30 protein-coding genes and 4 tRNA genes are annotated in these 25,423 nt (G+C 73.0%); 17 read left to right on the top strand and 17 right to left on the bottom strand.

What is annotated here, in order from left to right; all coding sequences use genetic code 11:
* The first annotated feature begins 78 nt into the window (after positions 1 to 78).
* From QRT05_RS08220 to QRT05_RS08210, 3 genes are read left to right on the top strand one after another with little or no spacing between them, the layout of a single operon-like run.
* On the top strand, positions 79 to 576 hold the full coding sequence (locus QRT05_RS08220) for a MarR family winged helix-turn-helix transcriptional regulator (RefSeq protein ID WP_289446608.1): 498 nt from the start codon (positions 79 to 81) through the stop codon (positions 574 to 576).
* Positions 577 to 620: 44 nt separating this feature from the next.
* Positions 621 to 1,097 carry a hypothetical protein gene (locus QRT05_RS08215; protein ID WP_289446607.1) on the top strand — a complete coding sequence of 159 codons (477 nt, stop codon included), beginning with the start codon at positions 621 to 623 and terminating at the stop codon, positions 1,095 to 1,097.
* A complete protein-coding gene (locus QRT05_RS08210; protein ID WP_289446606.1) occupies positions 1,097 to 1,603 on the top strand; it encodes a mycothiol transferase in 507 nt (168 codons plus the stop codon). Before QRT05_RS08215 ends, QRT05_RS08210 begins: the two co-directional genes overlap by 1 nt.
* Before the next feature lie 13 nt (positions 1,604 to 1,616).
* Here the strand turns inward: QRT05_RS08210 and QRT05_RS08205 are convergent, their stop codons facing one another.
* From QRT05_RS08205 to QRT05_RS08195, 3 genes are all read right to left on the bottom strand, one after another.
* Entirely contained in the window at positions 1,617 to 2,627 is a 1,011-nt protein-coding gene (locus tag QRT05_RS08205; protein WP_289446605.1) for a hypothetical protein, read from the bottom strand.
* Between the two features lie 170 nt (positions 2,628 to 2,797).
* Positions 2,798 to 4,285, bottom strand: coding sequence for an SDR family oxidoreductase (locus tag QRT05_RS08200; RefSeq protein WP_289446604.1), 1,488 nt, complete (start codon positions 4,283 to 4,285; stop codon positions 2,798 to 2,800).
* Positions 4,286 to 4,426: 141 nt separating this feature from the next.
* Complete coding sequence (locus QRT05_RS08195) at positions 4,427 to 4,762, bottom strand: UBP-type zinc finger domain-containing protein (RefSeq protein ID WP_289446603.1); 336 nt, start codon at positions 4,760 to 4,762, stop codon at positions 4,427 to 4,429.
* Between the two features lie 111 nt (positions 4,763 to 4,873).
* Here QRT05_RS08195 and QRT05_RS08190 point away from each other — a divergent pair, with 111 nt between their 5' ends.
* Complete coding sequence (locus QRT05_RS08190) at positions 4,874 to 5,263, top strand: phage holin family protein (RefSeq protein WP_289446601.1); 390 nt, start codon at positions 4,874 to 4,876, stop codon at positions 5,261 to 5,263.
* 3 nt (positions 5,264 to 5,266) lie between these two features.
* Here the strand turns inward: QRT05_RS08190 and QRT05_RS08185 are convergent, their stop codons facing one another.
* Positions 5,267 to 5,962: a GNAT family N-acetyltransferase gene (locus tag QRT05_RS08185; RefSeq protein ID WP_289446600.1), complete on the bottom strand. Its 696-nt coding sequence runs from the start codon at positions 5,960 to 5,962 to the stop codon at positions 5,267 to 5,269.
* Positions 5,963 to 6,034: 72 nt separating this feature from the next.
* A complete protein-coding gene (locus QRT05_RS08180) occupies positions 6,035 to 6,550 on the bottom strand; it encodes a COG4315 family predicted lipoprotein (RefSeq protein ID WP_289446597.1) in 516 nt (171 codons plus the stop codon).
* Between the two features lie 201 nt (positions 6,551 to 6,751).
* On the opposite strand from QRT05_RS08180, the gene QRT05_RS08175 reads away from it, so the two are divergent.
* From QRT05_RS08175 to QRT05_RS08160, 4 genes are read left to right on the top strand one after another with little or no spacing between them, the layout of a single operon-like run.
* Entirely contained in the window at positions 6,752 to 7,390 is a 639-nt protein-coding gene (locus QRT05_RS08175; RefSeq protein WP_289446596.1) for a YceI family protein, read from the top strand.
* The gene (locus tag QRT05_RS08170) at positions 7,387 to 7,893 is read left to right on the top strand and encodes a sigma-70 family RNA polymerase sigma factor (protein ID WP_289446595.1); all 507 of its coding nucleotides are present in this window, start codon (positions 7,387 to 7,389) and stop codon (positions 7,891 to 7,893) included. The genes QRT05_RS08175 and QRT05_RS08170 overlap by 4 nt, the downstream gene beginning before the upstream one ends.
* Positions 7,890 to 8,624, top strand: a complete 735-nt coding sequence (locus QRT05_RS08165; protein WP_289446593.1) for an anti-sigma factor family protein — start codon at positions 7,890 to 7,892, stop codon at positions 8,622 to 8,624. Before QRT05_RS08170 ends, QRT05_RS08165 begins: the two co-directional genes overlap by 4 nt.
* 48 nt (positions 8,625 to 8,672) lie before the next feature.
* On the top strand, positions 8,673 to 8,915 hold the full coding sequence (locus QRT05_RS08160) for a hypothetical protein (RefSeq protein WP_289446591.1): 243 nt from the start codon (positions 8,673 to 8,675) through the stop codon (positions 8,913 to 8,915).
* A gap of 57 nt (positions 8,916 to 8,972) precedes the next feature.
* Here QRT05_RS08160 and QRT05_RS08155 read toward each other — a convergent pair whose 3' ends face one another.
* The 7 genes from QRT05_RS08155 to QRT05_RS08125 form a co-directional block, all read right to left on the bottom strand.
* Positions 8,973 to 10,835 carry a bifunctional metallophosphatase/5'-nucleotidase gene (locus tag QRT05_RS08155; RefSeq protein ID WP_289446590.1) on the bottom strand — a complete coding sequence of 621 codons (1,863 nt, stop codon included), beginning with the start codon at positions 10,833 to 10,835 and terminating at the stop codon, positions 8,973 to 8,975.
* Between the two features lie 103 nt (positions 10,836 to 10,938).
* Entirely contained in the window at positions 10,939 to 11,985 is a 1,047-nt protein-coding gene (locus QRT05_RS08150) for an NAD-dependent epimerase/dehydratase family protein (RefSeq protein ID WP_289446589.1), read from the bottom strand.
* A 40-nt stretch (positions 11,986 to 12,025) separates the two neighbouring features.
* Positions 12,026 to 12,295, bottom strand: coding sequence for a DUF7218 family protein (locus QRT05_RS08145; protein ID WP_289446586.1), 270 nt, complete (start codon positions 12,293 to 12,295; stop codon positions 12,026 to 12,028).
* 115 nt (positions 12,296 to 12,410) lie between these two features.
* Positions 12,411 to 12,848, bottom strand: coding sequence for a rhodanese-like domain-containing protein (locus QRT05_RS08140; protein WP_289446584.1), 438 nt, complete (start codon positions 12,846 to 12,848; stop codon positions 12,411 to 12,413).
* Entirely contained in the window at positions 12,845 to 13,357 is a 513-nt protein-coding gene (locus QRT05_RS08135) for a cysteine dioxygenase (RefSeq protein ID WP_289446583.1), read from the bottom strand. The genes QRT05_RS08140 and QRT05_RS08135 overlap by 4 nt, the downstream gene beginning before the upstream one ends.
* Positions 13,358 to 13,650: 293 nt before the next feature.
* Positions 13,651 to 14,634, bottom strand: a complete 984-nt coding sequence (locus QRT05_RS08130) for a magnesium transporter CorA family protein (RefSeq protein ID WP_289446582.1) — start codon at positions 14,632 to 14,634, stop codon at positions 13,651 to 13,653.
* A gap of 14 nt (positions 14,635 to 14,648) precedes the next feature.
* The gene (locus tag QRT05_RS08125; protein ID WP_289446580.1) at positions 14,649 to 15,668 is read right to left on the bottom strand and encodes a LacI family DNA-binding transcriptional regulator; all 1,020 of its coding nucleotides are present in this window, start codon (positions 15,666 to 15,668) and stop codon (positions 14,649 to 14,651) included.
* 200 nt (positions 15,669 to 15,868) lie between these two features.
* Between QRT05_RS08125 and QRT05_RS08120 the strand changes: the two genes are divergently transcribed.
* Positions 15,869 to 16,609, top strand: a complete 741-nt coding sequence (locus QRT05_RS08120) for a polyamine aminopropyltransferase (protein WP_289446578.1) — start codon at positions 15,869 to 15,871, stop codon at positions 16,607 to 16,609.
* Between the two features lie 2 nt (positions 16,610 to 16,611).
* Here the strand turns inward: QRT05_RS08120 and QRT05_RS08115 are convergent, their stop codons facing one another.
* On the bottom strand, positions 16,612 to 17,088 hold the full coding sequence (locus QRT05_RS08115; RefSeq protein WP_289446576.1) for a PPOX class F420-dependent oxidoreductase: 477 nt from the start codon (positions 17,086 to 17,088) through the stop codon (positions 16,612 to 16,614).
* An 85-nt stretch (positions 17,089 to 17,173) separates the two neighbouring features.
* Between QRT05_RS08115 and QRT05_RS08110 the strand changes: the two genes are divergently transcribed.
* Positions 17,174 to 17,512 (top strand): hypothetical protein, encoded by a 339-nt coding sequence (locus QRT05_RS08110; RefSeq protein WP_289446575.1) that lies wholly within the window; start codon positions 17,174 to 17,176, stop codon positions 17,510 to 17,512.
* Between the two features lie 434 nt (positions 17,513 to 17,946).
* Here the strand turns inward: QRT05_RS08110 and QRT05_RS08105 are convergent.
* The 3 genes from QRT05_RS08105 to QRT05_RS08095 form a co-directional block, all read right to left on the bottom strand.
* A tRNA-Val gene (locus tag QRT05_RS08105) sits at positions 17,947 to 18,021 on the bottom strand.
* A gap of 16 nt (positions 18,022 to 18,037) precedes the next feature.
* Positions 18,038 to 18,108: transfer RNA gene (locus tag QRT05_RS08100), tRNA-Cys, on the bottom strand.
* 47 nt (positions 18,109 to 18,155) lie between these two features.
* A tRNA-Gly gene (locus tag QRT05_RS08095) sits at positions 18,156 to 18,227 on the bottom strand.
* 153 nt (positions 18,228 to 18,380) lie between these two features.
* Between QRT05_RS08095 and QRT05_RS08090 the strand changes: the two genes are divergently transcribed.
* Positions 18,381 to 19,445 carry a chorismate-binding protein gene (locus QRT05_RS08090; RefSeq protein ID WP_289446574.1) on the top strand — a complete coding sequence of 355 codons (1,065 nt, stop codon included), beginning with the start codon at positions 18,381 to 18,383 and terminating at the stop codon, positions 19,443 to 19,445.
* Positions 19,442 to 20,293, top strand: coding sequence for an aminotransferase class IV (locus QRT05_RS08085; RefSeq protein WP_289446573.1), 852 nt, complete (start codon positions 19,442 to 19,444; stop codon positions 20,291 to 20,293). The genes QRT05_RS08090 and QRT05_RS08085 overlap by 4 nt, the downstream gene beginning before the upstream one ends.
* Positions 20,294 to 20,344: 51 nt before the next feature.
* Here the strand turns inward: QRT05_RS08085 and QRT05_RS08080 are convergent, their stop codons facing one another.
* Positions 20,345 to 20,770 (bottom strand): SsgA family sporulation/cell division regulator, encoded by a 426-nt coding sequence (locus QRT05_RS08080; RefSeq protein ID WP_289446572.1) that lies wholly within the window; start codon positions 20,768 to 20,770, stop codon positions 20,345 to 20,347.
* A 251-nt stretch (positions 20,771 to 21,021) separates the two neighbouring features.
* On the opposite strand from QRT05_RS08080, the gene QRT05_RS08075 reads away from it, so the two are divergent.
* The 5 genes from QRT05_RS08075 (at position 21,022) to QRT05_RS08055 (ending at position 25,411) form a co-directional block, all read left to right on the top strand.
* Positions 21,022 to 21,094, top strand: a tRNA-Val gene (locus QRT05_RS08075).
* 151 nt (positions 21,095 to 21,245) lie between these two features.
* Positions 21,246 to 23,258: a threonine--tRNA ligase gene (thrS, locus tag QRT05_RS08070; protein WP_289446571.1), complete on the top strand. Its 2,013-nt coding sequence runs from the start codon at positions 21,246 to 21,248 to the stop codon at positions 23,256 to 23,258.
* Between the two features lie 14 nt (positions 23,259 to 23,272).
* Positions 23,273 to 23,839 carry an HIT family protein gene (locus tag QRT05_RS08065; protein WP_289446570.1) on the top strand — a complete coding sequence of 189 codons (567 nt, stop codon included), beginning with the start codon at positions 23,273 to 23,275 and terminating at the stop codon, positions 23,837 to 23,839.
* A 7-nt stretch (positions 23,840 to 23,846) separates the two neighbouring features.
* A complete protein-coding gene (gene pgsA, locus QRT05_RS08060) occupies positions 23,847 to 24,458 on the top strand; it encodes a phosphatidylinositol phosphate synthase (RefSeq protein ID WP_289446569.1) in 612 nt (203 codons plus the stop codon).
* Entirely contained in the window at positions 24,455 to 25,411 is a 957-nt protein-coding gene (locus QRT05_RS08055; RefSeq protein WP_289446568.1) for a phosphatidylinositol mannoside acyltransferase, read from the top strand. Before pgsA ends, QRT05_RS08055 begins: the two co-directional genes overlap by 4 nt.
* The last annotated feature ends 12 nt before the right edge of the window (positions 25,412 to 25,423 follow it).

Here is a 25,423-nt window from a genome sequence, read left to right as displayed (position 1 = left end):
CGGTGTCCTCCTGCTCGGACGGGTCGACGTTCGTCGATGACTAGCCAGGCTAGTAGTTAACCAGACTAGGATCCAACCATGACCGATGTCCCGCACTACTGGTACGCCGACGATCCGTCGGTCGCCGACCTGCTGCAAGCCGTCCGACGGTTCCGCCGCGCGGACGTCGACATGCGCCGGCGCATGAGCGCGGGGATGTCCATGAACGGCACCGACATGCAGGCTCTGCAGTTCGTCATGGCAACTGAGGCCGCGGGCGGGCACGCGCACCCCCGGGACATCAGCGCATACCTCAACATCTCGACGGCCTCGACCACCAAGCTCCTGGACCGCCTCGCCGCGTCCGGGCACCTGGAGCGCGCCACGCACCCCACCGACCGGCGCTCGGTGGTGGTGACGAGCACGCCGCACGCCCACCAGCAGATCCGCTCACGCCTTCAGGCGATGCACCAGGCGATGGCGGCCATCGCCGCCGCGGTGCCACCCGAGGCGCGACCCGCGCTGCGCACGTTCCTCGACGCGATGTCCGACCACCTGGACTCCGAGTCCGGCGTGGAGCCGCTCACGCCCGCCTGATCGCTCGAGGTGCCGCCAGACGGACCACGAGGTACACACGAGGCATGGGTTCTCTCACGCGCTCCTTCGCCCTGGGCCTCGCGACCGGCGGTCGGTCGTCGGTGTCCCTGACCGTGCCGCTGGCCGTCGCGGCCCGAGGTCGTACCGGGGCCGGCGCGGTGCTGCTGCGCTCGGTCGGGCGGCTCGCCGCGATCGGCGAGCTGGTCGCCGACAAGCTGCCGGTCACGCCGAGCAGGCTCGGCCGGCCGATGCTCGACGCCCGCGTGCTCGCCGGTGCCCTCGGCGCCGCGGGTCTGGCCGTCGCGGAGCGGCGGCCGCTGCGCGCGGTGGTGGTCGCCGCCCCCGTGGGCGCCATCGGTGCGTTCCTCGGCGCGCACGCCGGAGCCGCGTGGCGCGCGTGGGCCGCGGACGGTGGACCGTCGTGGCTCCGGCCCGACGCGCGCGCGGCCCTCGTCGAGGACTCCCTCGTCGTCGGCAGCGCGGCGGTGCTCGTGCGGTCGGCGCACACCAAGGTGGCCTGATGGACGCCCTGGAGACGCTCCTCGAGGCCTTCGGCCGGGTCGCTCCCGGCGTGCACCGGGTCGTCGACGGGCTGGACGACGCGGCCTTGGAGTGGCGGCCCGACCCGCGCGCCAACACCCTCGGGTGGCTCGCGTGGCACATCGCGCGCGGCGAGGACGCGCAGGTCGCGCCGCTCGCCGGCACGGAGCAGGTGTGGACGGCGGGCGGCTGGGCGCGACGGTTCGCGCTGCCGTTCGACGACGCCGAGAGCGGCTACGGCCAGGACGCCGACAGCGTCGCGGCGGTCAAGGTCTCAGGCGCGCTGCTGCTCGGCTACCTCGACGACGTGGCCGCGGCGACCCGTCGCTATCTCGGCACGCTGACCGATGCCGACCTCGACCGGGTGGTCGACACGAGCTGGGACCCGCCGGTGACCCTCGGCGTGCGGCTGGTGAGCGTCGTGGGTGACGGTCTTCAGCACCTGGGCCAGGCCGGGTACGTGCGCGGGCTGTACGAGCGCCGCTAGCGTCGGCCGGCCCTCAGGAGGCGACGGGCTCGGCCCGGTGCTGCGCGGCCCGCTGGGTGGGGACCGTCGGTGGCGGCGGAGCGGGCGCGGCCCGGACGACCTCGGCCACCACGATCTGCCACGACCGTGCGGCTCGTCGCAGCGCCGCGCCGACGACGTCCGGCGCCACGTGCCCGGAGGTGTGCTCGCCAGAGGCCTCGTCCAGGGCGTCGAGGCCGTCGTCCACGGCGCGCCGGGCGGCTCGATAGCTCGAGGCGTCGCGTCCCGAGGGCGGCGTGATCACGTCGAGCGCGGCGGCGGCGTCGATGAACTGCGCGCGGACGCGCGCGAGGGCCGCGGGGCGCTCGAACATCGTCAGGCGCCGCGACGCGTCGGCCACGGCGTCCGCCACCGGGGACTCGGCCAGCGTCTTGACCGTCGTGCTCAGCGCGTGGGTGTCGAGCCGCACGCGCAGCAGCAGCGCGACCGTGCGCCCCAGGACGGCCTCCGCGCGCTCGCGCGCGGCGCGGCGTGCGCGTTCGGCCGCCTGCTCGCGCTCGGTCTCGCGTAGGGCCGCGGCATAGGCCTCGCGCTCGCGCCGCTCGAGCGCGGCGCGCTGCTCGTTCGCGAGCCGGGAGACCTGAGCGATCTCCACGAGCACCTTGCGCTCGCTGTCCGCGTGCCCGCGCTCGATCAGCTCGCGCGCGGCCTCGTTCACCGGCGCCGCGTAGCCGTCGTCGGTGTAGGCGAAAAGGGCGACGGCGTGCCGGTCGGCCCACAGCAGCGCGGTCTTGGCGTAGCCGGAGCGCGAGTAGAAGGCGGCCGTGCGGGAGCCCGCGGCGAGGCGCAGCCGTTCGAGCGGCATGGTGCCGACGGGCGCGCGGCTGCGGTCGACCATGGCGGCGAAGTCCTGGCCGAGCAGGTCCACCGGGCTGCCGTCGTCGGGCGTGACGCGGACGTCGACGAGCGCGAGCACCATGCGCGCGTGGCGCTCGGCGAAGCGCTCAGCCTCACGCCACTGCGGGTCGCGCCCCGCTGCACTCACGTCCGTCTCCTAGCGCCACACGCCCGCTTCTCGAGCCTGCTGGGCTGACGCTACGGCGTCCACGCCGGGCGTCCGCAAGGTCTAGCGGGTGACGTTGCGCGGGGTCTGCGCCGAACGGGTGACCCGTCTCGGACCAAAGGGACGGACCGACCGGCAGTGCCGACGAGAGGTCACCAGGCCGATCGCGTGTAGTCCTTGAGGAAGCAGCCGAACAGCGCCTCGCCCGCCTCGCCGCGCACGATGGGGTCGTACACGCGCGCAGCCCCGTCGACGAGGTCGAGGGGGGCGTGGAAGCCCTCCTCGGCGAGCCGCACCTTGGTGGTGTGCGGGCGCTCGTCGGTGATCCACCCGGTGTCGACGCTCGTCATGAGGATGCCGTCCTCGGCGAGCTCGGTGGCGCTCGTGCGCGTCAGCATGTTCAGGGCGGCCTTGGACATGTTGGTGTGCGGGTGGCCGGGGCCCTTGTACCCGCGCGAGAACACGCCCTCCATCGCCGAGACGTTGACCACGTAGGAGTAGCGACCGCCGGACTGCCGCATGGCCGGACGCAGGCGGCTCACGAGGATGAAGGGCGCCGTCTGGTTGCACAGCTGGACCTCGAGCAGCTCCATCGGGTCGACCTGGTCCACCGTCGCGACCCAGCTGTTGGTGTCGACGACGTCCGGGACGAGGCCGCCGGCGTCGATCCCGGTGCCGGCGACGAGCCGCTCGAGCGACGCGGCCTCGGCAGTGAGCGCCAGCTCCGCGACACCGGCCTGCCGGGCGAGCGGCAGCGCAGGGCTGCTGAGCTCGGTGACCGCGCCCGCCAGCTGCTGCGGGTGGGCGCTGCTGGTGCGACCAAAGGTCACGAGCTCAGGGAGAGGGCCGTCGGGCAGCGGCTCGAGCTCGGCGTCCACGAGGCGCGAGTACGAGCCGGGGGAGCGGCGCACGGTCTGCGCGGCGTTGTTGATGAGGATGTCGAGAGGTCCGCGCGCGGCGACGTCGTCGGCCAAGGCGACCACCTGGGCAGGGTCGCGCAGGTCGATGCCGACGATCGTGAGCCGGTCGAGCCACTCGGCGCTGTCCTCCATCGCGGCGAACCGGCGGGCGGCGTCGCGCGGGAAGCGCGTGGTGATCGTGGTGCGGGCGCCGTCGCGCAGCAGGCGCAGGGCGATGTACATGCCGATCTTCGCGCGGCCGCCGGTGAGCAGCGCGGTGCGGCCCGTCAGGTCGGTGCGCGCGTCCCGCTTGGCGTGGTTGAGCAGCGCGCACTCGGGGCACAGCTGGTGGTAGAACGCGTCCACCTGCACGTACGGCTGCTTGCAGATGTAGCACGCACGCGCCCGACGCAGCGTGCCGGCGGTGGCACCGCGCGCGGTGCTGACCAGCGGGATCCCACGCGTCTCGTCGTCGATCCGACCGGGGCTGCCGGTCGCGGTGGCGGCGACGACCTCACGGTCGGCCGCGCCGATCGCGTCGCGGCGCTCCGCGCGACGCTGCTTCTTCGCCGCCTTGAACAGCGCCGACGTCGCGCGGCGGGCCACGGCGAGCTGCGGGTGGTCCGACGGGAGCCGGCTGATCCGGTCCGCGACCTCCAGGAAGGTCGCGAGGTCGGCGGCGTCGACGCCGGGATCGGTCAGCGCCTCGCTCGGGGGCTCGGTGGTGGTGAGCGCAGTCATGGTGGTTCCGCCTACGGGTCGTCAGGGGTGGCCGGCGAGCCGAGGGCGCGAGACTCGCGCCGCACGACGACCCGACGGCACCCCATGATCCCATGCCCGGCGGAACGCCCCGGGGACCTCGGCCCCTCGGCCTTCCGGGCCTCAGTGCAGGTGTACCCGCCAGTCGTCGGGCACGCGCCCCCGGGGTCCCGGCGCGCCCTGCTCGACGGGGCGGTGCTGCGGGTCGGCGAGCGTGGGCCCGGTGGTCCCGCTCCCGGCGGCGTAGTCCCACCACCAGTCCTCGCCGGGCTCGAAGGAGCGCATCAGCGCGTGCCCGGTCTCGTGCCAGTGCGCGGTCGCGTGCTGGGACGGGCTCGAGTCGCAGCAGCCCACGTGACCGCACGTGGCGCACCTGCGCAGGTGGAACCACCACCCCCCGGTGCGCTCGCACTCGAGGCAGCCGGTCCCGCTGGGTGGCACCGACGGGTCCGCCGTCATGCCGTCTCCCCGGCCGGGAGGACGCGGGGCGTGGCGGGTCGTCCTTCCGCTGCGGCCTTCCGGCTCCCTAGGGTGAAGGGCACGCCGTGGCCTCGAGAAGATCGGATCGACATGATCGCCTTCCTCATCCGTGCAGGCATCTTCCTGGCCTCCTCCGCGCTCGGCCTGTGGGTGGCCTCGCTCCTGATCGACGGCTTCGACGTGTCCCCGTCGGGGTTCATCGTCGCGGTCGTGGTGTTCGCGGTGCTCCAGAGCATCTTGTCGCCGTGGATCCTGACGATGACCCGACGCTACGCCACGGCCCTCACCGGCGGCGTGGGCCTCATCTCGACGTTCCTCGGGCTCTGGGTCGCGACGCTCGTGAGCGACGGCCTGTCGATCGACGGGACGACGGCGTGGCTGCTCGGCGCGGTCGTGGTCTGGCTCGTGACGATGCTCGCCACGCTGCTGCTGCCGTTGATCCTGGTCAAGAAGGCCGTGCGCCAGGCACGCGGCATCTGAGCGTCAGCGCTCCGGTGCCAGCAGCGCGAGGAAGGTGACCTGGCGACGCAGCTCGAAGCCGAGCGCCTCGTAGAGCCGGATCGCGTTCGTGTTCTCCGCCGAGGCATGCAGGAACGGCGTTTCGCCGCGCGCCCGGATGCCCGCGGCGACGGCCCTGACGAGGCGGGCGGCGAGCCCCTGCCCGCGGTAGGCCGCGTCGGTGCACACGGCACTGATCTCCGTGTAGCCGGGCGGGTGCTGCCGCTCGCCGGCCATGGCGACCAGCGCGCCGTCACGACGGATGCCCAGGTAAGTGCCCAGGCGGTATGTCTCCGGCTCGAAGGGCCCCGGCTGGTTGCGGGCGACGAGGGCAAGCATGTCGTCGACGTCCGCCGCGCCCAGGACGACGGCCTCCGCGTCGGGCGCATCCTGCAGCGCGTCCGTGGCCACCATCTGCACGCCGGCGAACTCCCCCAGACGCCCCCAGGAGGCCGGTGCGCTGCCCGACGTCGCGAGCACCACGCGGCTGCCCGGCCCCACGAGCGCGGCCAGCTCGTCCCAGGCCCGCGGGTCGTCGGCATCGCTGAGCGCGAGGATCGGGGACACCGCCGCGCGGTAGCGCAGCGCCCGCTCCGTGCCCTCGGCGAACTGGGCGTGTGCGCCGGTCAGGGACTCCCAGGCCGGGTTGTCGAGGACGTGGACGGTGGTCGGTGTGCTCACACGGCGCAGGGTGGCACCGACCTGCGCGGCCGTCCAGGGCGATCCCGGGACGGTCCGCAGGTCGAGACGGCGTCAGTAGCCGCCGGTGTCGCCGCCGCTGGTCAGCTCCTTGCCGTCCGGTGCGACGACGTACCAGATGCCGCCGACGCCCTGGCCGGTCACGTCGCCCGCCTTCGAGTCGCCCGCGTACGTGTAGATGGGTCGGCCCTCGATCGTGACCTGCAGGTTGCCGTCCGTGCCGGTGATGGTGCCGACCTTGCCGGTGATCCCGTCCACCGTGGGCGTCGCGCTGGCCGCTTCGATCGCGGGCCAGGCCGCGGCGCAGTCGGCGGTGCACACGCTCGAGCCCGAGTTCGGCTCGTCCTTGTCGTAGTAGTACGCGGTCATGCCCTTGCCGTCCACGACGATCGTGCCGAGGGAGGTCTTGGCCGTGGCCACCTCCGCGCCACCGGTCGCCGCCGAGGACTGGTCCTGCGTGGGTTCGTTGCTGGCCTCCGGTGTGCCGCCCGCGTCGTCCGACGACGAGCACGCCGCCAGGGCCGCCGCAACGGTCAGGCCGGTCAGGGTGATGCCGACGATGCGTCGCATGTTCTCGCTCCTCGAGTCCGGGCCGTGGTTCCGACACCTCGTCGGGGCCCCCATCTGCACGACGGGAGAGAGCGCGGATCGGTTCACCCGGGTGCTCGTCGGCCCGCGGTGAACCTCGGGGGCCGGCGTCTCGTCTGGTGGGGAGACGGACCGGACGACGAGGAGCTGATGACCGTGCGACGGCGGACGAAGGTGCTAGGGATGGTGGCCGGCGCGGGCGTGCTGCTGCTGGGCGCGGGAGTGCTGGTCGGCCCGCAGCTGTACGCCGCCCACGCCAACCGTGCGGCTGCGCCGGTGCCGAGCCTCACGGCGTCGCCCGGCCTCGAGGGCGACCTGGACGGCACCTGGTCGATCGGCAGCGGGTCGGTGGCGGGGTACCGCGTGCACGAGGTGCTGCGCGGGATCGACGTCCGGGTCACGGGCCGGACCCCGCAGGTCGAGGGCACGGTGACGGTCGACGATGGGGAGCTGACGGCTGCGCTGCTGAGCGTCGACATGGCGAGCATCCACACCGACGAGCCGCCGCGCGACGCGTACTTCCGCAGCTCGGCCCTGCACACGTCCCGGTTCCCGACGGCCACGTTCGCGCTCACCCGTGCCGCGCGGCTCACGGACGGAGGCGACGCCGTGCTGGACGGTGAGCTGACCATCCACGGGGTCACCCGCGCCGTGCGCGTCGACGCACAGGCCGCCGGAGGCAGCCGCGGCGTCGACGTCGTCGGCAGCGTGCCCGTCGTCTTCGCGGACTACGGTGTCAAGGCGCCCGATCTCGGCTTCGTGAAGGTCGACAGTCGCGGCGCGGTCGAGTTCTCGCTCCACCTCGTCCCGGAGTCCCCGTGAGCACCGAGCCCGACGAGCTGCTGCGCTCGTTGCACGTCGCGCACGCCGCGTCGCTGCAGCGCTACGTGCTGCGCCTGACGCGCAACGAGGGGCTCGCGCAGGACGTGGTGCAGGAGACGCTGGTGCGCGCGTGGCGGCACCCCGAGGTCATGGTGCGCTCGGAGGACTCGGTGCGCGCCTGGCTGTTCACCGTGGCCCGCAACCTGGTCGTCGACGACGCCCGCAGCGCGCAGCGCCGGCGCGAACGCCCCACGGACGCGCTGCCCGAGCGCGCCGCGGGCGACGAGACGCAGGCGATCCTCGACGCGTGGCTCGTCTCCGACGCGCTCGTCGGGCTGTCGGCGGAGCACCGGGCCGTGGTCGTCGGCGCGTACTACCGCGGCCTGTCGGTGGCCGAGATCGCCGACGAGCAGGATGTGCCCGCGGGCACGGTCAAGTCGCGGCTGCACTACGCGTTGCGGGCCATGCGCCTCGCGCTGCAGGAGAAGGGAGTCACGCCATGACCGGCGACGGCGACATGTTCGAGCCCGACCGGTTCCGCGAGTGGGACGCGTCGTACGTGCTGGGCGCGCTCAGCCCTCAGGACCGCCGCGAGTACGAGCAGCACCTGGCGACGTGCGCGGCGTGCCGCGAGGCCGTGGCCGACCTGGCCGGCATGCCGGGCCTGCTGGGGCTGCTCCCGGCCGACGAGGCGATCCGGCTCGACGAGTCCGCCCGGCAGGAGGAGTCACGACGCCAGGACGAGCTCTCGGCGTCGGCTCCGGTCGTCGAGCTCGCCGCCGTCGCGCGGGCGGCGGAGCGACGCCGCACCCGCAGCCGCCTGGTGCTCGCGGCCGCGGCGGTCCTGCTGCTCGTGGCCGGGGTCGGCGGCGGGGTCGCGCTCGCCCAGCGCGACGCGGCGCCCGTGGTGGTCGTCGCAGGACGCACGGTCGAGCTCGCGCCGGTCGGCGGCTCGGCCGTCGAGGCGAGCCTGACGATGACGGCACGCGGCTGGGGCACCACGCTGAGCTGGCACTGCTCCTACCCCCCGCACGAGTCGTGGGCGACGCCCGTGGTCTACACGCTCGTGGTGGTCGACTCCTCGGGCGCACGCACCGTGGCCGCGACGTGGTCGGCCGGCGCGGGGACCGCGAAGGGCCTGACCGCTTCCACCAGCGTGCCGACGGACCGGATCGCCCGCCTGGAGATCGGTGTGGTGGGCTCCGACGCGCCGCTGGCGGGCGTGACGGTCTAGCGCACCTGCAACACTCGCTGCGACCGGGTGGATCGCGGAGGTGACCGGGTGCTGGTCTCGTCGCGCAGTGCGGAGGCCGGCGTCCCACGGGCGCTCGAGGCCCTGCTCGGCTGGCGCGTGCACCGGGCCGCGGGGCTGCGCGTGAACGACGAGGGACCCTCGCTGTTGGGCGCCGTGAGCCGTCCGGTGCTCCTGGCATCGCGCCTCGCGCCGGGCGTCGCGCGTCGGTTCCAGGCCCGCATCACCCGGCGCCGTCTGGCGGCGGCCCGGACGCTCGCCGGCACGCCCTGAGGCGCGCCGGAGCCGTGGTGCCGCGACCCGCACGCGAGTCGCGGCACCACGGACGGACTACGGCGTGACCGTGAGCGGGGTCGTGCCGGCGGTCAGGCGCCAGTCCGGGTTGGTGGACGAGAACAGCGCCGGGTCGACCACCTGGTGAGCCGTCACCCAGTCGATCAGCAGCTGGCGGATCTCGAGCTGGCGGTTGTAGACGACGGGCGCCCCGACGACACCGGGGAAGTTCCCGCCGCCGGACTGCCGGTAGTTGTTGATGGCCACGACGAACACCTGGTCGTCCGCGACGGGGACCCCGCCGTACGCCAGACCGGTGATGCGGCTCCCGGCGGCCTTGGACACGTCGATGTCATAGGTCAGCGGCTTGTCGAGGCCCGCCATGACGTCGTAGTTGTAGTCCGGGGTCCCCGAGGGAGCGGTCGGCGTCACCGCGTTGGTGAGCTGGTCGGCCGGGTACGTGCCCGGGCCGGCCACCTGCTTGAAGTACTCCGCCGACTTCTCCAGGTACGCCTTGACCTGGGCACCGGTGAGCTTGATGCCCAGCAGCGTGTTGTCGTAGATGTACAGCCCGGCGATGTCCCGCACGGAGACGTCCCCGGCGGGGATCGCGGCGTCCTTGTTGAACGGTGCCGCGATGGAGAGCACCGGCAGCGCGGCGTCCGCGCCGGTCAGGTCGGCCTTGACCGCCTCCGCCTGGACGTAGTTGATGAAGTCGAGCGCCGCGGTGTCCTCGTACCGGGCGGTCGCCGCCGACATCGCCTCGGTGGCCGTGCCGATCACGCCGTTGACGTAGTCCACGACCTTCTTCTGGTCCGCAGCCAGCAGCTTCACGATCCGCGGGTTCTCCGGGACGGTGTTGGCGTTGAGCACCTTCGAGTGCACGGAGCTGACGGCCCACCTGTGGTGCGCGTACGTGAGGTCGATGTCGAACACGCTCAGCCGCTCGCCCCACTTGAGGGGCTCCGAGAGCACCACGTCCTTGCCGGTCGCGGTGTTCTTGACCACGCGCTCGGGGATCTCCTGGTGGGCGTGGCCCACGAGGATCGCGTCGATGTCGCGCACCTGCTGGGCGACCAGCGTCGCGGCGTTCTCCGGGAAGGGCAGGGTGTCGCCGTAGGAGGAGGACGTGTCGGCGCCGGAGTGCGCCGCCACGAGGACCACGTCCGCACCGGCTCGCTTCATCTGCGGCACGTACTTCTTGGCCTGCTCGACCAGACCGTCGAAGCGCATCTTGCCCTCGACGTTCGCCTTGTCCCAGATCGCGATGCCCGGGTTGGTCAGGCCGAGGATGCCGACGCGGATCGGCTTGCCGTGCGCGGGGCGGACCGTCTTGATGACGTACGGCTTGAAGGCCGGCCGTCCGCTGGCGTCGTCGAGGGCGTTGGCCGCGAGCAGCGGGAAGTCGAGCTGCTTCTGGAACGTGCGCAGGTACGGGATGCCGTAGTTGAACTCGTGGTTCCCCACCGCGGCGGCGTCGTAGCCGATCGCGTTCATCGCGGCCGCCATCGGGTGGATGACGGTCTTGGAGATGGGCTGGATCTTGGCGAAGTAGTAGGCCAGCGAGGTGCCCTGGATCGTGTCACCCGCGTCGACGAGCAGCGTGTTGCGCCGGCCCTTGTCGGCACGCACCTGGTCCACCAGCGTGGAGACCTTGGCCAGGCCCACGTCGTTGTGGGCGCTGTCGTCGTACTCCGCGTTCTTGAAGTAGTCCCAGTTCAGGGCGCTGCCGTGCAGGTCGGTGGTACCCATCACGGTCAGCTCGTACGTGCTCGGCTGACCGCCGTGGCCGTGGCCGTGGCCCTGACCACCGCCGGCGGTCGCGGGCGTCGCCAGCCCAGCCAGCAGAGCCGTGGCGACCGCCACGCCACCCGCGGCGACGGCGCCGCGTCGGCTGGTTCGTCGGACGTTCATGCCCATGTCGGAGTCCTCCCGTGCTGTCGGTGATGCACCGGATTGCGGTGCCGTGGCACGGTAACCCCCACGGGTGACAGCGGCATGGCGAGCAGGTGACCGGTGCGCGCTAGGGCCGGCCCGTCCGCCCGGGCTTCAGGGGCGGGCTCGCGGTGCCCGCCTGCTCGCCGAGGCCACCGAGCAGGTCGCGCAGCGCCTCGGCCGCGGTCCACCGCGGACGCAGGTCCAGCTCGCGCTCCGCGCGCGTCGTGTCGAGCAGGGGAGCCGCCATCGCCATGTCGAGCCAGCCCGGACCGGCGGCCACGGCGTGGGCACGCCACCCGAGCGTCACCGCGGCGCGCAGCGCACGGGGCGAGACCACGCGCGAACGCCCGCCGGACACGAGCGCGGCGACGTCGTCGACCCGGAGCACCTGCGGCGCCGCGACGTTGAACGCCCCCCGCGCGCGCCGCACCACCACCTCGCGGAAGGCGTCGGCGGCGTCGTCGGCGTGCACGGCCTGCAGCCGCAGACCGTCGGGCCACGGCAGGACGGGCAGGTGCCCGTCGAGGATCCGACGCGGCACCAGGGGACCGAGGAACAGGCGCGCCACCTCGCTCCCGGCAGCTCGCTGGAAGATCAGCGCCGGCCGCAGGCGGGCCACCACCAGGTCGGGGAACGTCGCCTGGGCGCCGTCGAGCAGGCGCTCGCACGCGGCCTTGTCGACGCTGTAGGACGAGGAGTGCACGCCGTCGGTGGGCCATCCCTCGGCGCGCGGCACGTCGTCGGGCGCGGGGGAGTAGGCCCCGACCGACGACGCGGCCACCAGGTGCGGCACGCCCGCTCGAGCCACGGCAGCGATCACGCGACGCGTGCCGTCCACGTTCACCCGGGCCAGGCGCCTGCGGTCGTGGCTGGGCTGGATGGCCCAGGCCAGGTGCACGACGGCGTCCGCGCCGGCCATGGCGCGCGCGAGGTCGGCGACGACGGGTTCGTCGGGTCCTGGCGTGCCGATGTCGCACGCCACCCACCGGGCCACGGAGTAGGGCGCGGGCGGTCGCCCGGCGGGCACGCGACGCGCGACGGCGGTGACCGACGTGATCGTCTCGTCCCGCTCGAACCGCCTGAGCAGGGCGGTGCCCGCGTTGCCGCTGGCTCCGACGACGACGACGTGCACGGCTCAGCGCCCCGTTCCCGAGGTCGTCCTCGAGGCCACGTCAGTGCTCCCGCAGTGCCCGGACCAGCTGGGCCTTGGTCATCGTGGAGCGGCCGGAGATCCCGATCTCGGCGGCCCGCGCCCGCAGGTCCTTCACCGTCCAGTCGTCGTACGAGCCCGACCGCCCGCCCGCAGCGGCGACCTCGGAGCGACCGTCGGCGGTGCTCGCGTTGGCCACCCGCGCCGCCTTCTCCTTCGAGGCGCCCTGCTTGCGCAGGTCCTCGTAGAGCTTGGGGTCCTTGACGCTCGGTCCTGGAACGGTTCCCGGCATGCGGCCTCCTCGGAAGGTGTGCGGGCCAGTCGCCCGGCCTTGCACCTACCGTGCCGCGAGGACGTCGCGGCGGCATCTCGAGGGGTCGCGCCCGCCGCGCACCGGGCGGGCGGCGTCAGACGACGAGCGCGGCCTCGTGCAGCCGGGCGAGCGCCGGCAGCGCACCACCGGTGGCGGGCAGGCCGGCCGCGACCCAGGCGTGGAACCCGCCGACGACGTCGGTGGCCCGGTCCAGGCCGAGCTCCGCGAGAGCCGCCGCTGCGAGGCTGGACGTGTAGCCCTCGGAGCAGAGCACGATCACCTGGATGTCGTACCCGGTGGCCGCAGGGATGCGGTGGCTGCCGGCGGGGTCGAGCCGCCACTCGAGCACGTTGCGCTCGATGACCAGCGCCTGCGGCACTTCGCCCTCGGCGGCGCGCTGCGCCGCGGGCCGGATGTCCACCAGCAGGGCGCCGTTCTGGACGGCTTCCCACGCGTCGAGCGGGGTCAGCCGGTCCAGCCCCGCGCGTGCCTCGGCGAGGACGTCCTCGATGGTGCGTCGGCGGCCGGTCACTTGTCCGTCTCCGGCTCGTCGGTGTCGACCGTGCGGGCCGGCACCAGCCGCTCCTCGGGCGTGCGCGCCCAGTAGGTCATCCGGGTGAGCGGCGGGGAGTACGCGTGGATGCTCACCGCGGGCTCGGTGCCCGTGTTGAGCACGTCGTGCAGGTCGCCGGGGTCGACCGTCTGGGTGCGGTCGGTCGCGAAGTCGCGCGGCACGAGCCGGCCGTCGTCGGGCCGGATCTCGGTGAGCGACCCGGCGACGACGGTGAAGGCTGCTGCCGAGGCGCCGTGGTCGTGCAGCTCGGTGCCCTGCGACGGAAGCCACGTCAGGAGCCAGACGTCGACGCCTGCGGGCCCGTCCAGGCGCGTCCACCAGCGGCCTTCGGTCTGGAACTGCACCAGCGGGCGCCAGCGCTCCGGGTGCGCCGCGATGTCGCGCGTCAGCGCGCTCAGCTCGTCGACGTCGAGGGTGCGCTCGGGTGCGGCCGGGGCGGCGGGCCGGGTGGTCAGGGTGGTGCTCATGGTCGTGCCTCTCGGATGCGTTCGGGTCCGACCACGCGCACCGCGGCGTGGAGCCGCGGGGTGGTCGACGGGCCTGCGGGCGACGGGACGTCGCCGGGGCGGGGTCAGCTCAGCGCTGACAGCAGGCCGGACAGGAACGGGTCCGGGCGGACGGGCGGGGGAGCGCGACGAGAGCCATCGACTGCTCCTTCCTCGTCCTGGGTCGCACGGTGCGACGCGCCACAGGCCAGCACGCGTGGCGGCGCGGATCAAGGGGTTCGAACCGAGATCTCACATGCCGGACAACCGCTGGGTCACCACCAGCCTTGCCGCCGCGCCCACCAGAGCAGGCATCCCGACATGGCCACCATGACGACGAGCGCCACCGCGAGAGCCGCTCCCGTGGTGTGCTGGTTGACGATGAGGTTCATGCCGAGCACGGAGGCGAGCGCGGTGATGGGCAGCGTGACCACCGCGATCACGGCGAGCCGTTCGGCGGCGATCGTCATCTTCGTCTCGGTGCGCGCGCGGTAGAACTCGATCACGCCCTGCAGGTAGTCACGTTCCTCGCCGGCGAGCCCGACGATCCGCTCGAACTGGTCGATGAGGTCGAGCACCAGGTGACGGCTCTCGTCGGGGACCGCCCGGGGGATCGAGGCGACGCGTCGGTAGATCTCCGCGGTCTGCGCGGCGATGGTGCGCACCGCGAGCAGCCCGTGCCGCGTGCGGAACATCTCGTCGAGGAACCTCTCCGGGTCGTCGTACGCGCCCTCGGTGACGCGCCGCTCCAGCTCCCAGACGTCCGCGGTGAGCTCCTCGACGAACGCCTCCATGCGGCGGGTCAGGGCCGAGACGATCGCGTGCGAGATGTCGAAGGCCGTCCGAGGGCGCAGACGTCCGGCGCGGATGCGCTCGAGCACCTCCTGGGTGTCCCGGAGGGCGACCCCCTCGGCGACGGCCGGGTTCACGGGGCCGTGCACCGTGAGCAGGTAGCCGGGGCCGACGACGCGATCGAGCTCGACGTGGTGGACGTGCCCGGCCTTCCCGCGCTCCGGGGCGTGCAGCACCAGCAGGAGCGCGTCCGGGTAGGCGTGCACCTTGGGCAGCCGGTTGCGCACCTCGAAGTCGTGGATCGCCAGCGGGTGCAGGCCCAGCACGTCCGTGACGGCGGCCGCCGCGTGCGCGTCCCAGTGCGGCACGTCCACCCAGACGACCCCCTCGCCGGCCGCGAGCAGCGCGGGGATCTCGTCGGGCCGCGCCTCGCGCACGCCCTCGCCGGTGATGTGGTGCACGTCCACGGCAGTCTCCTTCGTCACGGCGCGGCCGGTGCGGATCCGCGGACCACCAGGTGGGTCGGGACGATGAGCGGGCTCGGCCGCTCGCCCGCGATCAGCCGCACCATCATCTTGGCCATCTCCTGACCGAGCGCGTCGATGGGCTGGTGCACCGTCGTGAGGTCGGGCTCCGTCTGCGCCGCGATCGTGAGGTCGTCGAACCCGACGACGGCCACGTCGCCCGGCACGGTGCGCTCGCGGCTCCGCAGGGTGCGCAGGGCGCCGGCCGCGACGTTGTCCGACGCGGCGAACACCCCGTCGATGTCCGGGTGCTTGTCGAGCAGCCGCTCCATGGCCAGCGTGCCGCCGCGCGGGCTGAAGTCCGCGGTCGCGAACCGGTGGGCCTCGAGGCCCGCGACCGCCATCGCGTCGGTGAAGCCCCGATGACGGTCGACGGTCGCCTGCAGGTCCATGGGCCCGGCGATCATCGCGATGCGGCGCCGGCCGAGCGCGACGAGGTGCTCGGTGGCCAGCCGTGCGCCGCCGCGGTTGTCGGCGTCGACGTACCAGGACGGCTCCGCGCCCAGCGGGCGACCGCAGAACACCACGGGGAGCTCGGTCATGTGCGCGACCGCTGCCAGCCAGTCGTCGCCCGCGGGTGCGATCACCATGAAGCCGTCGGAGCGCCTCGAGCGCAGCATCCGCTTGAGCCTGTCACGGCCCTGCGCGGAGGCGGCCAGCATGAGCGTGAGGTCGAGGTCCGCCCGGTCCAGCTCGGTCGCCACGCCGATGATGATCTGGGCGTAGAACGGGTCGGTGAACAGCGCCGGGTCGTCGTTGGCCACGGCGAGCACCACCGCTCCTGCCTGGTTGGTGGCCAGCGCCCGAGCGGTGGCGTTGGGCACGTAGCCGAGCTGACGGACAGCCTTCATGACCGCGTCCCGCTTGGATCGGGACACGTGCGGGCCGTTGTTCACGGCGCGGGAGGCGGCGGAGCGGGAGACCCCCGCCAGGACAGCGACCTCGTCGAGCGTGGGCTGGCGTCGGGGCGATTCCATGCCGGGGACCGTGCCTCCTCGGTGCGCGCGGCCCGGGTCGACGTCGACGGCGAGCGGGCCGGATCTTCTTGGCGCTCACGCTAGTCCGGCGCGCGGCGATCCCACGCGATCCGCACCCGCGGGTGTGCGCGCGGGATGCCCGCCGGGCGTCGCTAGGGTGAGCGACGACCGGCGGCGCCGCCGGGCGAGAGGAGTGGCTCGTGCCGGACTCGCAGGACGCCGCGCCTCGTCGCCGGCTGGAGGAGCTGGACTGGCAGCGCACGCCCATCGGCGCCATCAGCCTGCGGCGCCGGGTCGAGCCGACCACGGGCCGCGAGGTGCACGAGGTCAAGCTCGACGACGACTTCCTCATGTCCAGCCTGTTCGTCGAGGCGGAGGTCGCGCTGGCCGACATCGGACTCGATCGGCTGGCCGGGAGGCAGGGCGTGCGCGTCGTCGTGGGTGGCCTGGGCCTCGGCTACACCGCCGCGGCGGTGCTGGCGCACCACGAGGTCGGGAGCCTCGTCGTGGTGGACGCCCTCCAGCCGGTCATCGACTGGCACCGCCGCGGACTGGTGCCGCTGGGAGCGGGGATCGTCGGCGACCCGCGGAGCCGGCTGGTGCACGGCGACTTCTTCGCGCTCGCCGCCGCGGGGAGGGGATTCGATCGCGACGGCTCGCCGGGACCCGTGGACGCCGTGCTCGTGGACATCGATCACTCGCCGAGTCATCTGCTCGCCCCGCAGAACGCGCCGTTCTACACCGCGGAGGGCCTGGCCGCCCTCCGGTCCCAGATCGCCGACGGCGGCGTCTTCGCGCTGTGGTCGAACGACCCGCCGGACGACGAGTTCGTCGCGGTCCTCGCCGGCGTCTTCTCCGACGTCGACGCCCGGGTCGTCGCCTTCGACAACCCGCTCCAGGACCGGCAGGCGACCAACACGGTGTACGTGGCGTCCGTCTGAGGTCAGCCCTCGAGGCGGGCCGCGACGTCCGCCGGGAAGCCGCCGGTCGCGATGGGTCCCCAGCGGGTCGGCGTGACGCGGATCAGCGACTTGCCCTGGATGCGCATGGCCGCCCGGTACTCGTCCCAGTCCGGGTGCTCGCCCGCGATGCACCGGTAGTAGTCGACCAGCGCGTCCTCGGCCTCGGGCATGTGCAGCACCTCGGCCTCGCCGTCCACCTGCACCCACGCGCCGCCGAAGTCGTCGGACAGCACGCACACGCTCACCCGGGGATCGCGCTCGGCGTTCAGCGCCTTCGCCCGGCCGGGGTAGGTCGAGATCACCAGGCGGCCCTCGTCGTCGACGCCCCCGCTGACGGGGGAGACCTGGGGACGTCCGTCGAGCCTCGTGGTCACCAGGATGAAGTGGTGGCGCTCGCGGACGAACTCGAGCAGCTCGGGCAGGGCGACGGCGCGGGTGGTGGCGACGGTGCGTGGCATCCACCCACGATACGAGGGCCGGGGTCCGCGCACTCGGGCGGGGCAGAACCTGAAGTTCCGGGGCGTCGCGGCCGATAGGTACCGCGTGGCGTACGCGATCGAACCGGCTCCGTGGCAGCGGACCCTGCGCGCACCCGCGGGGCAGCGGCTCGCCGTCGCCTCGACGCGGCTCTGGTCCGCCGTCGTGCGCGCGGGCGTGCTGTACACGATGACCTGCGTGGTGGATCCCGGGGTCAAGAAGCAGCTCGGTCTGATCACTCGTCGGGACGCGCGGTGGTCCTCGACGGTCGGCGACCTGCGCGCGGTGCTGACGCGGTCGATCTTCGACTACGCGATCGTGCCGGGTCTGTTCGCGGTGCTCGCCACGGCGGTCGCAACGCTGTGGGTAGGACAGCAGCTCGGCGACCGGCTCGCGGCCGCGTAGTCGGTTCCTCCCGCCGCCTCCTGATACGCCGACCTAGAGTCTTCGTCGTGTCGACGCCCGGTTCGCTGCAGGAGACACCCGACGGCTCGCTGCGTGACCCTGACGGTGTGCTCTTCCGCCGTACTCCGCGGCGGGTGTCCCGCAGGCTGGGGCGTGAGCTCGTCACGGCCGGGGCGGCAGTTGTCACGGATGTCTATCCCGAGGGGCTGGCGTACTTCGCCCCGCCGAGGCGCACGACGCCTGGGGTGAGATCGAGCCCGCCCTCGTGACGGGGCGTCGCCCTGCCCTGCGCGACGTCCAGTGGGTCGGGCACGTCTGGGAGTCCGACGCCGGTGACACGCTGCTCCGGTTCGACGGGAGCCACTGAGCGGACGCGTGGCGCCCGGTGGCACAAGAAAGGCCACCCCGAAGGGTGGCCTGACCTGCGTAAATTCTGGTGGGCGATACTGGGATCGAACCAGTGACCTCTTCCGTGTCAGGGAAGCGCGCTACCGCTGCGCCAATCGCCCATGCGTCATTACTGCGAGGTGGAGATGGGATTCGAACCCACGTATACGGCTTTGCAGGCCGCTGCCTCGCCTCTCGGCCACTCCACCCTGAGACCGCAGTCCTCAGCGGCCAGGGCCGAGAAGGAATGTCTCCGAGCGGACGACGGGATTCGAACCCGCGACCCTCACCTTGGCAAGGTGATGCTCTACCACTGAGCCACGTCCGCACGCACGTCCCCCGGTTCTCACCGGCGTTCCGTGTGCGTCCCAGACTCTAACTGAGTTTCGCGGGATGAGTCCAACTGGCTCCCGCGACCCCGAGGATCACGCGGGACGAGCACCCGTCACGGGGTCCGGCGGACCCTCGCTACCGTGGGGACATGCTCGATCAGCCCCGCCGCGCACCGGGCCGCGCCTGGTTCGCCGGCGTCGAGCTGAGCGGCGTCACGGACGTCGTCGACGTCCGTGACCAGCCACAACGCCTGCGCGAGCCTGGTTGGTGGGTCGTGGTGGGGGAGTTCGACGGCCGCGTGCGTGCCTGGCGGTTCGACGAGGCGGCGGAGGTGCCCGAGGTCGGGGAGCACGTGCCCGTGCGGGGGGAGTGGCGCTCGTCACTCTCCCGGGAGCAGTACGTCGCGGCGGTCGACGACATCCGCGCGCGGATCGTCGAGGGGGAGGTGTACCAGGCCAACCTCTGCCGCGTGATGAGCGTCGAGCTGCCGGACGAGCCCGACGCGCGCGCCCTCGCCGGAGTGCTCGAGCGCGGCAACCCGGCCCCGTTCGCGGGCGGGATCCAGGTGGACGGTGCGTGGGTGGTCTGCGCCTCGCCCGAGCTCTTCCTGAGGGTCGAGGGCGACGTGGTGACCTCCGCGCCCATCAAGGGCACCGCGGCGACGGCCGAGGGCCTCACGGGGAAGGATCGCGCCGAGAACGTCATGATCACGGATCTGGTCCGCAACGACCTCCAGCACGTCTGCGTGCCGGGCACGGTCGAGGTCACGACGCTGCTGGGCGTCGAGGAGCATCCCGGGCTGGTGCACCTCGTCTCGACGGTCCAGGGCACGCTGACGCCCGGGACGGTCGCGTCGGACGACCTGTGGGCGCGGCTGCTGGGCGCCACCTACCCGCCCGGGTCGGTGTCCGGCGCCCCGAAGTCGTCCGCGCTGCGGATCATCGACGAGCTGGAGCCCGTGGAGCGCGGCCCGTACTGCGGCGCGTTCGGTTGGGTGCACGTGGCCGACGACGGACGCACCACCGCCGAGCTCGCGGTGGCGATCCGCACGTTCTGGTGGGCCGACGGCGTGCTGAGTTTCGGGACGGGCGCGGGGATCACGTGGGGGAGCGACGCCGAGGCGGAGTGGGCGGAGACCGAGCTCAAGGCGGCGCGGCTGGTGGGCCTGGCCTCGGGCGCGGATCGCGCGGCGGGTGACAGACTGACGCGATGAGCGTGGTGATCTGGGCGGCAGGGCGGCTGCGCGAGCAGGACGAGGCGATCGCGACTGGTGTCGACCACGGGCTCACCGTCGGCGACGGGGTGTTCGAGACCTGTGCCGTGTACGACGGTCGGGCGTTCGCGCTGACCCGCCACCTGCGCCGTCTCGACCGGTCGGCCACCGGCCTCGGGCTCCCGAGCCCCGACGCGGACGAGGTGCGCGCCGCCGTCGACGCCGTCCTCGCGGCCGCGCCCGGCGCAGGTCGGTTGCGCATCACGTACACGGGCGGGCCGGGTCCGCTCGGCTCGAACCGCCTGCCGGCGGACGAGCAGCGGCCCACGCTCATCGTGCTGGCGGGGCCGGCGACGCGCGCTGAGGCGTCCCGGGCCGTCCGCGTGCCGTGGGTGCGCAACGAGCGCTCGGGCGTCGCGGGCCTGAAGACGATCTCCTACGCCGAGAACGTCGTCGCGCTCGCCGAGGCCTACCGGCAGGGGGCCGACGAGGCGATGCTGGCCAACACCGTCGGCGAGCTCTGCGAGGGCACGGGGTCGAACGTGCTCGTGGAGCGTGACGGCGCGCTGCTCACGCCGCCGCTGAGCAGCGGGTGCCTCGCGGGCATCACGCGCGAGCTGGTGCTGGAGTGGGCGGCGGACGCGGGCATCGAGGCTCGCGAGGAGACGCTGCCCTACTCCGCGCTCGACGACGTCCTCGCGGGGACCGCGCACCTCACCCTCAGCGGCTCCATCCGCAACGTCTCGCCCGTGGTCGCCCTCGACGGCACGGACGTCAAGCCTGGGCCGCTGTCGCTCGAGCTGCAGCGGGTGTTCCAGGAGCGGGCAGCCGACCAGATCGACCCCTGACATGCGACGACCGGTCCCGCCGAGGACGGAACCGGTCGAGGAAGTGTGACCTCAGGCGGTCAGGAGCGCTGCGATGAGCGCGGTGATCTCGGACTCCATGCGGTCGCTCTCGGTACCGATCGGCACGAGTGCCTCGGTGCCGGCGAGGAACCGGACGATGGGCTCGCTCGGGGCGGCGAGGAGCGCGCTGCCCTCGACGCCGCTGAGCGACACGAGCGTGTAGTCGGGGTCTTCGTCGCGCCACACCTGGACGTCTCCCGTGCCGGCGGGGGCCTCGGACGTCGCGTGCATCCCCAGCGCGAGGAGCTCGCGGCCGATGAGCCACGTCGACATCGTGTGCGGCCCCGTGAAGACGGCGCGCACCGTGTACGGGTCAGACGTCCGGAACGACAGCTCAGCGCTGACCGGGATGACGCTCGCGTCAGATCCGATCAGCTGCATGGCGACGACCTCGACGACGTCATACGGTTGCGTCATCGGGTCCTCCTGTCTCGAACGATCGGACTGTTGGCAAGGGCTTGAGGTCCCATCATGGCAGCGAGATGCCGGATTGGTGCGGTGAGCGCCGGATGTTCACCCAGACGTACGCCCGCATAGTGGGGTGCAACCACCCATCCCGCCGCAAGTGGAGCGCTCTCACGGCCCGGGTTCGGATTCTGGGCCGGTTGTGGGTAGCATCCTTCCTCGACGTCACCCGCGGGTGACCGTGACCGCCGCAGGGCGGTGACGGGCGATTGGCTCAGTTGGTAGAGCGCCTCGTTCACACCGAGGAGGTCATCGGTTCGAGTCCGGTATCGCCCACAGATAACGAGAGGCCCCCTCGCCCGAGGGGGCCTCTCGTGCGTCCGGGCCAGGCGGCCGGCCGACATGTCGACGGGGCCAGGTGCGCCCGCCGGTAGCATCGTCAGCGGTCCACCGCACGGGTGGACGGCCACGAACGGAGACAGACCCGGTGCCCCAGCTCATCACCCTCACCGTCGACGGAGCAGCGACCACGGTGGAGCCGGGGACGACAGGCGCCGACCTGTTCGGCAACCGCCGCGAGGTCCTCGTCGTCCGCGTGGACGGCGAGCTGCGCGACCTGCACCTGCCGCTGGACGACGCGAAGGTCGTCGAGCCCGTGACCATCGACGAGCCCGACGGCCTCGCCGTGCTGCGGCACTCGGCGGCGCACGTGCTCGCGCAGGCGGTCCAGGAGATCAACCCGACCGCGAAGCTCGGCATCGGGCCGCCCATCACGGACGGCTTCTACTACGACTTCGACGTCGACACCCCGTTCACCCCGGAGGACCTCAAGGCCATCGAGAAGGTCATGGGGCGCATCGTCAAGGAGGGCCAGACCTTCCGGCGCTGGGACGTGACCGAGGCGCAGGCGCGCGAGGAGCTGCGCGAGGAGCCTTACAAGCTGGAGCTGATCGGGCTCAAGGGCGACCCCGCGGCGGCCGACGGCGCATCCGTCGAGGTCGGTCTCGGCGGGCTCTCGATCTACCAGAACGTGCGCGGCGCCGGCCGGGAGACCGAGGCCGTGGTGTGGCAGGACCTGTGCCGCGGCCCGCACGTGCCGTCCACCCGGGTGCTCGGCAACGGCTTCCAGCTGACCCGCAGCGCGGCCGCCTACTGGCGCGGGAGCGAGAAGAACCCCCAGCTGCAGCGCGTCTACGGCACCGCCTGGCCCACCAAGGAGGAGCTGCGCGCGCACCTCGAGCGGATCGCCGAGGCCGAGCGCCGTGACCACCGCAAGCTCGGCAACGAGCTCGACCTGTTCTCCTTCCCCGAGGAGATCGGGTCGGGGCTGGCGGTCTTCCACCCCAAGGGCGGCGTGATCCGCATGGAGATGGAGCACTACTCGCGTCGGAGGCACGTCGAGGCCGGCTACTCCTTCGTGAACACCCCGCACATCACCAAGGAGCAGCTCTTCCAGATCTCCGGGCACCTCGACTGGTACGCCGACGGCATGTACCCGCCGATGACGCTCGACGAGGAGCGCGACGCCGAGGGCAACATCCGCAAGCAGGGGCAGAACTACTACCTCAAGCCCATGAACTGCCCCATGCACAACCTCATCTTCGCGGCGCGCGGGCGTTCCTACCGTGAGCTGCCGCTGCGGCTGTTCGAGTTCGGCACCGTGTACCGGTACGAGAAGTCCGGCGTGGTGCACGGGATGACCCGTGCGCGCGGCTTCACGCAGGACGACGCGCACATCTACACCACGCGCGAGCAGATGAAGGAGGAGCTGACCAGCCTGCTCACCTTCGTCCTCGACCTGCTCAAGGACTACGGGCTCGACGACTTCTACCTCGAGCTGTCGACGAAGAACCCGGAGAAGTCGGTCGGCGACGACGCGACCTGGGAGGAGGCCACCGAGACGCTGCGGCAGGTCGCCACCGAGTCGGGCCTCGACCTGGTGCCGGACCCGGGCGGCGCCGCGTTCTACGGTCCCAAGATCTCCGTGCAGGCCAAGGACGCGCTGGGCCGCACCTGGCAGATGTCGACCATCCAGCTCGACTTCAACCTGCCCGAGCGCTTCGACCTCGAGTACACCGCGTCCGACGGCTCGCGCCAGCGGCCGGTCATGATCCACCGCGCGCTGTTCGGCTCGATCGAGCGGTTCTTCGCGGTGCTCACGGAGCACTATGCGGGCGCGTTCCCGGCCTGGCTCGCGCCCGTCCAGGTGCTCGCGGTCCCGGTCGCGGAGCCCTTCGAGGGCTACCTCGACGAGGTCGTCGGGCAGCTGCGCGCGCAGGGCATCCGTGCCGAGCTCGACCGCAGCGACGACAGGTTCGGCAAGAAGATCCGCAACGCGAGCACGCAGAAGATCCCGTTCGTCCTCATCGCCGGGGGCGAGGACGCGGACGCGGGCGCGGTCTCGTTCCGCTACCGCGACGGCCGCCAGGACAACGGGGTGCCGGTCGCCGAGGCGATCGAGCGCATCGTGAGCGCGGTGCGCGACCGCGTGCAGGTCTGAGCGGGGACGAGGCTGTGACGAGCAACGAGCCGGCTGACCACCTGGCCGGCGAGCCCGACGGCTTCGAGCGGCTGTGGACCCCGCACCGCATGGCGTACATCCGGGGCGAGGGCAAGCCCGCGCACAAGGACGCCGGCCCCGGCTGCCCGTTCTGCCGGGTGGCCGACGTCTCGGACGAGGAGGGGCTCGTCGTCGCGCGCGGCGACGTGGCGTTCGTCGTGCTCAACCTCTACCCGTACAACGCAGGTCATCTGATGGTGTGCCCGTACCGCCACGTCGCCGACTACACCGACCTCACGCCCGCCGAGGTCGCCGAGGTCGCGGAGCTCACGCGCCGGGCGATGCGGGTGCTGCGAGCCGTCTCGGATCCCCGGGGGTTCAACCTCGGCATGAACCAGGGCGAGGTGGCGGGAGCGGGAATCGACGCGCACCTGCACCAGCACGTGGTGCCGCGGTGGGGTGGCGACTCCAACTTCCTGCCGATCGTCGCCCGGACGCGCGCGCTGCCTGAGCTGCTGGCCGACACGCGGGTGCGGCTCGCCGCAGCGTGGGCGGACCTGGACACCTCCGCGAAGGGATGATCGAGCCGTGCTGAACCGACTCCGCGGTGCCATGACGCGCATCTTCACGCCGGTCGCCGACCGGCTGCTCAAGGCGGGTGTCTCGCCGGACGCGGTCACCGTCACGGGCACGCTCGTCGTCGTGGTCACGGCCCTGTGGGCGTTCCCGACGGGGAACCTGCTGCCGGGCGCGCTGATCATCGCGCTCTTCACGCTGACGGACTCCCTCGACGGCGTGATGGCGCGCCGGGCGGGCCGCGCCGGCCCGTGGGGCGCGTTCCTGGACTCGACCCTCGACCGGGTGGCCGACGGCGCGATCTTCGCAGGACTGGTGCTCTGGTACGTCGGCGACGGGGACTCGTTCCCGCTCGTCGTCCTCGCACTGCTCTGCCTCGTCCTCGGCTCCATCGTGCCGTACGCGCGGGCGCGGGCCGAGGGGCTCGGGATGGTCGCGTCGGGCGGCATCGCGGAGCGCGCCGACCGCCTGTTCGCGGTGCTCATCGCCGCGGCGGCCGTGGGGGTCGGTGCGCCGGACGTGGTGCTGGGCGTGATCCTCGTCCTGCTGGCCCTGGCGTCCGCCGTCACGGTGGTGCAGCGGATGACGATGGTGCACCGGCAGGCCGTGCGAGCAGCCGAGTGAGGCTCGACGTCGCCCGCCTGTACGCGTTCGCCTGGCGCGTCGCAGGTCGGCTTCCCGGTGCCGTGGTGCGCGGCTTGTGCGCGGCCGCGGCCGACGCGTCCTGGGCGACCCGACGCGGCGGGGTGCGGCAGCTGGAGGCCAACTACGCGCGGATGCGCCCCGAGCTCGACCCTCGCGAGCTGCGTCGTCTGAGCCGCGCCGGCATGCGCTCCTACATGCGCTACTTCGGCGAGGCGTTCACCCTGACCTCCCTCACGCCCGAGCGCGTGGACGCGCGTGTGCGCGCGTCCGGGGTCGACGGCATCCGCCGGTACCTGGACGACGACCGCGCCGTGGTGCTGGCGCTCGGGCACCTGGGCAACTGGGACCTGGCCGGTGCCTGGGCCACCCGCAACCTCGGCCCGGTGACCACGGTGGCCGAGCGGCTCAAGCCCGAGCAGCTCTTCCAGGAGTTCCTCGCGTTCCGCGAGAGCATCGGCCTGCGCATCCTCGCGCTGGGTGACGGGGACGTGTTCCGCGAGCTGGTCCGCACCGGCCGGGCGGGGGCGGGGCTCATCCCGCTGCTCGCCGATCGCGACCTGACCGCGAAGGGCATCGAGGTGGACTTCGCCGGGCACCGCGCCCGCGTCGCCGCGGGGCCCGCGGCGCTGGCGGTCGCCGCCAAGGCCGCGCTGTCCACGACCGTGATCACGTACGAGCGGCTGCACGGTGCGCGGCGCCGCGCGGCGGGATCTCCCTGGGGGATCCACATCGCCTTCGGCGAGCCGCAGGTGCCCGACCCGGAGCTGGCACGCGCGGACCAGGTGCGTGCGCTCACGCAGGCATGGGCGCACGAGCTCGCCGCCGGGATCCGTCAGCGCCCCGAGGACTGGCACATGCTGCAGAAGGTCTTCATCGAGGACCTCGACCCCCAGCGCTACGCCGAGACGCTCGCGCAGGAGGCCTCGGCATGAGCACGTCCGCGG

Origin of the sequence: Cellulomonas edaphi (assembly GCF_030362815.1) — a bacterium.
Lineage (GTDB): Bacteria > Actinomycetota > Actinomycetes > Actinomycetales > Cellulomonadaceae > Cellulomonas > Cellulomonas edaphi.
Note: the sequence above shows the minus strand (reverse complement) of the source record. Positions and strands in the feature narration are given on the sequence as shown.